4 protein-coding genes are annotated in these 6,000 nt (G+C 47.9%); all 4 read left to right on the plus strand.

Features of this window, described 5'->3' with window-relative positions; all coding sequences use genetic code 11:
* Positions 1 to 18: 18 nt before the first annotated feature.
* The 4 genes from DW835_RS15870 to DW835_RS15885 all read left to right on the plus strand — a co-directional run bounded on the left by DW835_RS15870 (position 19) and on the right by DW835_RS15885 (position 5,776).
* On the plus strand, positions 19 to 2,439 hold the full coding sequence (locus DW835_RS15870; protein WP_118731413.1) for a sensor histidine kinase: 2,421 nt from the start codon (positions 19 to 21) through the stop codon (positions 2,437 to 2,439).
* A 611-nt stretch (positions 2,440 to 3,050) separates the two neighbouring features.
* The gene (locus tag DW835_RS15875) at positions 3,051 to 4,052 is read left to right on the plus strand and encodes an ABC transporter substrate-binding protein (protein ID WP_117466904.1); all 1,002 of its coding nucleotides are present in this window, start codon (positions 3,051 to 3,053) and stop codon (positions 4,050 to 4,052) included.
* A 75-nt stretch (positions 4,053 to 4,127) separates the two neighbouring features.
* The gene (locus tag DW835_RS15880; RefSeq protein WP_118505643.1) at positions 4,128 to 5,009 is read left to right on the plus strand and encodes an ABC transporter permease; all 882 of its coding nucleotides are present in this window, start codon (positions 4,128 to 4,130) and stop codon (positions 5,007 to 5,009) included.
* On the plus strand, positions 5,003 to 5,776 hold the full coding sequence (locus tag DW835_RS15885; protein WP_022312941.1) for an ATP-binding cassette domain-containing protein: 774 nt from the start codon (positions 5,003 to 5,005) through the stop codon (positions 5,774 to 5,776). The genes DW835_RS15880 and DW835_RS15885 overlap by 7 nt, the downstream gene beginning before the upstream one ends.
* Positions 5,777 to 6,000: the final 224 nt, after the last annotated feature.

Consider the following 6,000-nt stretch of genomic DNA (forward strand, 5'->3'; position numbering starts at 1 on the left):
AAATAAGGAGACAGGAATATGGATAACAGGGAAGAAAACAGCAGGAGCACAGAACAGGACAGAGTGGCAAATCCGGTGGAAGAAACAGTGAGTACGACGGTAGAACCAGCATTGTCAGAGAATAAAAGGGAACGGAAAAAAAGAGAAAAAGCAGAGAAAAAAAAGAATGCACCGGCACAGGGAAACAGCCTGTTGGGCAGCACAATGGCAAAGGTTGTGGCATTTGTTCTGATGATCGCAGCCGCAATTGTGGGGGTGTTGGGACTCTATGGTACCTGTATGCTTGCAGACAGTGGAGCGTATTCCTCCGGTGAAAGGATGTTTATCCATGATCAGCTGTTGTACCGGCAGGTCAATCAGGATCTGTATCGGATACGCGACTGGTATGAGAATGAGAGCTTGCAGACCATGGAAGCTTATTGCAGGCAGCGGAACATCTGGGTAAAGGTGGAGAGCTACGATCTGGATACGGATGAATTCCTGGGAGAATGGAAGAACGAGGATTATGTAGACAAGACAAATGATCTGACTTACCGGCTGGAGTCCCAGGTGCAGCATAGGAATGATAACACCTATATCAACACAGAAACTTCCTCTGCCTCTGATAGCTATGAAAGTTACGGAAGCTCTGAAAGCTCTGATATCATGGAGCTTGAACCATCTGTCAATACCGGGTCTGATGTGGAAAGCATAACGGCAGCGGAGCAGGAAGCCCTTTCCTCCGGCAATCTGGAGAAATATCTGGATCTGGGGGACAGCGTATCCTTAGGTGGAGAGATTTATGTGCCGGTTGAACGGGCGGAACAATATGCAAAATGGATGATCAAGGATGCCTTAAGTGAGACAGAACGGCAGCAGGAAGAGGCTGCAGAGGAAGCATTAGCAGAGCGTAACAAGCGTATTGTGGTTACCCTGACAGTGAATCCCAGCCTGCCGAAGGAAGACGAATATGCCCTGATCTATCATCAGGCAGAGCAGTTTTATGATAACCGAAATGTGATCCCTGTGGTATGCTGTACGGGAACGATACTGGCATTATTATGCTTTATCTTCCTGTTGTGCAGTGCCGGACATAAGAATGGCAGGGAGGGTATTACCCCCAGTGCGATCCATGATATCCACCTGGATGTGTATACAGTGGTCGTTATTGTTGGAGCTTTTACCGGTCTGTACCTGGCTTTTGGATGGATCGGTATGAACTCAAGTATGATCAATCTGATCGTTCTGGTGGTACTGTTTGCCGCAGAGGTGATATGGTGCACCCTGTACTGCATGGAGTTGGCTATTCGCCTGAAAATGGGAAAATGGTGGCAGAATACGATCCTGTATAGAGTGTTCCGGTTCTTCGGAAGATTCTGCAAGAGAGTTTTCCACGGTATTGTGAAATTGATCCGTGGGATTCCTATGGTATGGAGAACAGCACTTTTGTGCCTTGCAGTCTGCGTGGTAGAGTTTTTCGGTTTAATGCTGTTTTATAATGATACAGATGTATTACTCTTTTTCTGGGCCATAGAGAAATTTATTCTGTGCGGTGCGATTACTTTTGTGGCATTGATGTGCAAAGAACTGCAGGAGGGCAGTGAAGCATTGGCGGACGGAGATCTGAATTATAAGCTGGATACCTCCCATATGGTATTGTCCTTCAAGGAGCACGGAGAGAATCTGAACCGCATCGGCGAGGGAATTTCCGCAGCCGTGGAACAGAGGATGAAAAGCGAACATTTAAAGACGGAGCTCATTACCAATGTCTCCCATGACATTAAGACACCACTGACTTCCATTATCAATTATGCGGATCTCATCGGAAAAGAAGTGGAAGAGAACGACGCAGTCACAGGGAGCAGCCCGACGGATCCGGATTCTGAAAAGAAACAGCGGATCTCGGAGTATGCGGAAGTGTTGTTACGCCAGTCCAAGAAGTTGAAAAAACTGTTGGACGATCTGCTGGAGGCTTCCAAAGCCACCACAGGCAATCTGGAAGTACACCCGGAAGTCTGCGATGTATCGGTACTGTTGTCACAGGCGGCGGGGGAATACGAGCAGCGATTCTCTGACAAGAAGCTGGAAACTATCGTAAAACAGCCGGAGGAGACCGTAAAGGTCATGGCGGACGGCAGGCATCTGTGGAGAGTGTTTGACAATCTGCTGAATAATATTTACAAATATGCCCAGGCAGGCAGCCGCGTCTACCTGAACGTGGAACATGACGGTCAGGATGTGAGAATCATTTTCCGGAATATGTCAGCCTTCCCGCTGGAGATGTCACCGGAGGAACTGGAAGAGCGGTTCACCAGAGGAGACAAATCCCGCCACATGGAGGGCAACGGTCTGGGATTATCCATAGCCAAGAGCCTGACGGAACTGCAGAATGGTGATATGCAGATTGTCACGGACGGCGACCTGTTCAAGGTGGTGATCACTCTGCCAGAGACAGAGTAACAGTTGTTCGTTGGATTCGTTGGGTTTACGAATGTAAGTATGTGACAGTACGGATAAGATTTGTAAATTTTCTAAAAATAGTATTGACAAAATAGAAAATAGAGATTATTCTAAGACACATAAACAACATTCATAAGTTTACCAAACCTGTGAGGAAGAGTAGTAAGCCTTAGGGAATTTTACAGAGAGCCGTGGATGGTGGGATCACGGTAAAGGAACTTTCGCCGAATGGACTTCCGAGGCTGGCCCGAGAACAGATCAGTTTTAGGCGTCAGCGGGATTCGGACCCGTTATCAAGCCGATGGATATGATAGTATCCAGAGAAAAGTGGACATAATTCTCAGGGATTTGTCAAATTGAGTGGCACCACGATGATGAGCAAGAGCTTATTACCGTCTCAAGTGTATAGCAATATACATTTGAGGCGGTTTTTTGTTATGAAAGTCTTTCAATCCACATGACGCTTGTATGCAATACGAATGTGGGTACAGATGCGAAAGCATCTGGCTTTCATGACAGTGAAAGGTTCAGTAATCTTATGAGCAAACTATTTTATGGTATGCGCTGCATATCATGGTACGCAGGACGTACAGAAAGCGAGGAATAAGATTATGAAGAAGAGAATTTTGGCAGCAGTATTAACCGCAGTTATGGCAATGGGTGCCCTCACCGGATGTGGCAGCACCGCAGGCAAGGACAATTACACCATTGGTATCATGCAGTACGCCGTACATGGTTCCCTGGACAACTGTCGTGAAGGATTTATTCAGGGGCTGGCAGAGGAAGGTATTGTAGAGGGTGAGAACCTGACGATCGAATATGTCAATGCACAGGCAGACAACGGAACTTCCGCCATGACCGCCAGCAACTTCGTAAGTAAGAAAGTAGATATGATCTGTGCTATCGCAACTCCTTGCGCTATGGCAGCATACAATGCTACAATGAATACAGATATTCCCGTGATCTACACTGCAGTATCTGATCCTGTGGAAGCAGGTCTGGCCAATGAGGATGGTACTCCCGTAGGCAACATCACCGGTACTTCCGATGCACTGGCAGTAGATGCACAGTTGAAAATGATCCGTGAGGTACTTCCTGAAGCGAAGACCATCGGTATCATCTACACCACCAGCGAAGCAAACTCCATCAGTACCATCGCAGAGTACAAGGCTCTGGCAGGCAACTACGGATTCGAGATCGTGGACAGCGGTGTTACCGCAATGTCTGAGGTAGCTCTGGCAGCAGCGGATATCGCATCCAAGGTAGACTGCATTACCAACCTGACCGACAACACCGTAGTAAGCGCACTGCAGACGGTATTGGATGAGGCTGGCAAGGCAGGCATCCCCGTATTTGGTTCCGAAGTAGAGCAGGTTAAGGCTGGCTGCGTGGCATCCATGGGTCTGGAATACATCGAACTCGGCAAGCAGACCGGTAAGATGGCAGCAAGAGTCCTGAAGGGAGAGGCAGAAGCTTCCGAACTGAATTTCGAAGTAATCTCCGAGCCCAGCCTGTATGTGAACTTTGCAGCAGCAGAGAAGATCAACCTGGAACTTCCCGAGAATTACAAGACCGATGCTTACCAGTCCTTTGATGAGATCGTAGTACAGTAATCAGGAAATAGCTGCCGACAGGCAGAAAATAATAGAGTAATCCGGATATACAGGATTTTAAGAATGGAGAAAAATATGGCGTTATTATTAAGCGTACTGGAACAAGGAATGATCTACGGCATCCTGGCACTGGGTGTCTACATTACCTATAAAATACTGGATTTCCCGGATCTTACGGTCGATGGCAGCTTCCCCTTTGGGGCTGCCATCACTGTGCGTCTGATCAACGGTTTCGGCGTCCCGGCAATCCTCACCCTTCCCATTGCATTCTTAGGCGGAGCACTGGTGGGAATCTGTACCGGATTGATCCATGTGAAGTTGAAAGTAAGAGACCTGCTTTCCGGTATCATTATGATGACCGGTCTGTATACCATCAATCTGTGGGTGGCAGGCTCCGGCTATGTAGCTATTTTTGATAAGGAAAATATTTTCAACAACAGCTTTGTGAACAGCATTACCCCCTCTTTTTTGTCGAATTTCAAAAATGTGATCATTATTTTCCTGATCACCATGGTGGCAAAATATCTTTTAGACTGGTACATGAGTACCAAGTCCGGATTCCTGTTGCGTGCCGTAGGTGACAATGATACTATCGTTACCAGCCTCGGTGTGGATAAAGGAATGGTGAAGATTGTGGGACTGTCCATTGCCAATGGTCTGGTATCCTTAAGCGGTTGTATCTATGCACAGCAGCAGAGAAGTTTTGAGATTTCCATCGGAACCGGTGCGGTAGTCATCGGTCTGGCCAGCGTTATCATCGGCACCAGCCTGTTCAAGAAGGTAACATTTTTCCGTGTGACCAGCAGTGTTGTGGTGGGATCCATTCTGTATAAGGCATGTGTGGCAGTAGCCATGTTCGCAGGTATCAGCCCTAATGCCATCAAGCTGATCACAGCAGTCCTGTTCCTGATCATTCTGGTGGTCAGCATGGACAGAAAGAAGGTGAAAGCATGCTAGAACTTATCAATATCAACAAGAATTACAATCCCGGTTCGGTCAACGAGCTGTGCCTGTTCAGGGATTTCAACCTTACGGTAAAGGACGGAGAATTCGTATCCGTTGTAGGAAGCAACGGTTCCGGTAAGACTTCCATGCTGAACATCATCTGTGGAAGCATTGCGGTGGACAGCGGCAAGATCCTGATCCACGGAGAAGATATTACGAGACAGAAGGATTATATTCGCCAGCGTCGGATCGGCAGAGTCTATCAGGATCCTTCCAAGGGAACCTGCCCCGGCATGACGATTTTAGAGAACATGTCCATTGCGGAGAATAAGGGCAAGCCTTATAACCTGGGACGTGGTGTGAATAAAGCAAAGCTGGAAGAGTATCGCGAGATGTTACGTCCCTTAAATCTGGGACTGGAAGATAAGATGGGTGTGCAGGTCGGCTCCCTCTCCGGAGGACAGAGACAGGCACTGGCGTTGCTCATGGCTACTATGACACCGATTGATTTCCTCATTCTGGATGAGCATACCGCTGCGCTGGATCCCAAGACTGCGGAGATCATCATGGAGCTCACCGATCAGGTCGTAAAGGAGAAGAAAGTGACCACTATTATGGTCACCCACAATCTGCGCTATGCCGTGGAATACGGTAACCGCCTGATCATGATGCACGAAGGAAAAGCCATCCTCGACAAAGCCGGAGAAGAGAAGAAGACCATCAACACCGAGGAGATCATGGCGATCTTCAACCGCATCAGCGTAGAGTGCGGTAACTAAATGGAAAGTTACGCGAGCAATGAGCCGCGCATAGGCATAGTGAAGACAGCGATGGGCGCTTGCGCACAATTCGCTGTCTTTACTTATGCCGAGATGCGGCGAACGCCGCGCTATTCATAAGATTGGCAGCGTTCTTTGCTGACAATCTTATGAATAGCGTGGCTCATTGCGGATGGTAGTTTCAAATCCACGAATGTCCACAGCAAACGGAACATCCTTCCGCA

The organism is Clostridium sp. AM34-9AC (genome assembly GCF_003480225.1).
Lineage (GTDB): Bacteria > Bacillota > Clostridia > Lachnospirales > Lachnospiraceae > Acetatifactor > Acetatifactor acetigignens.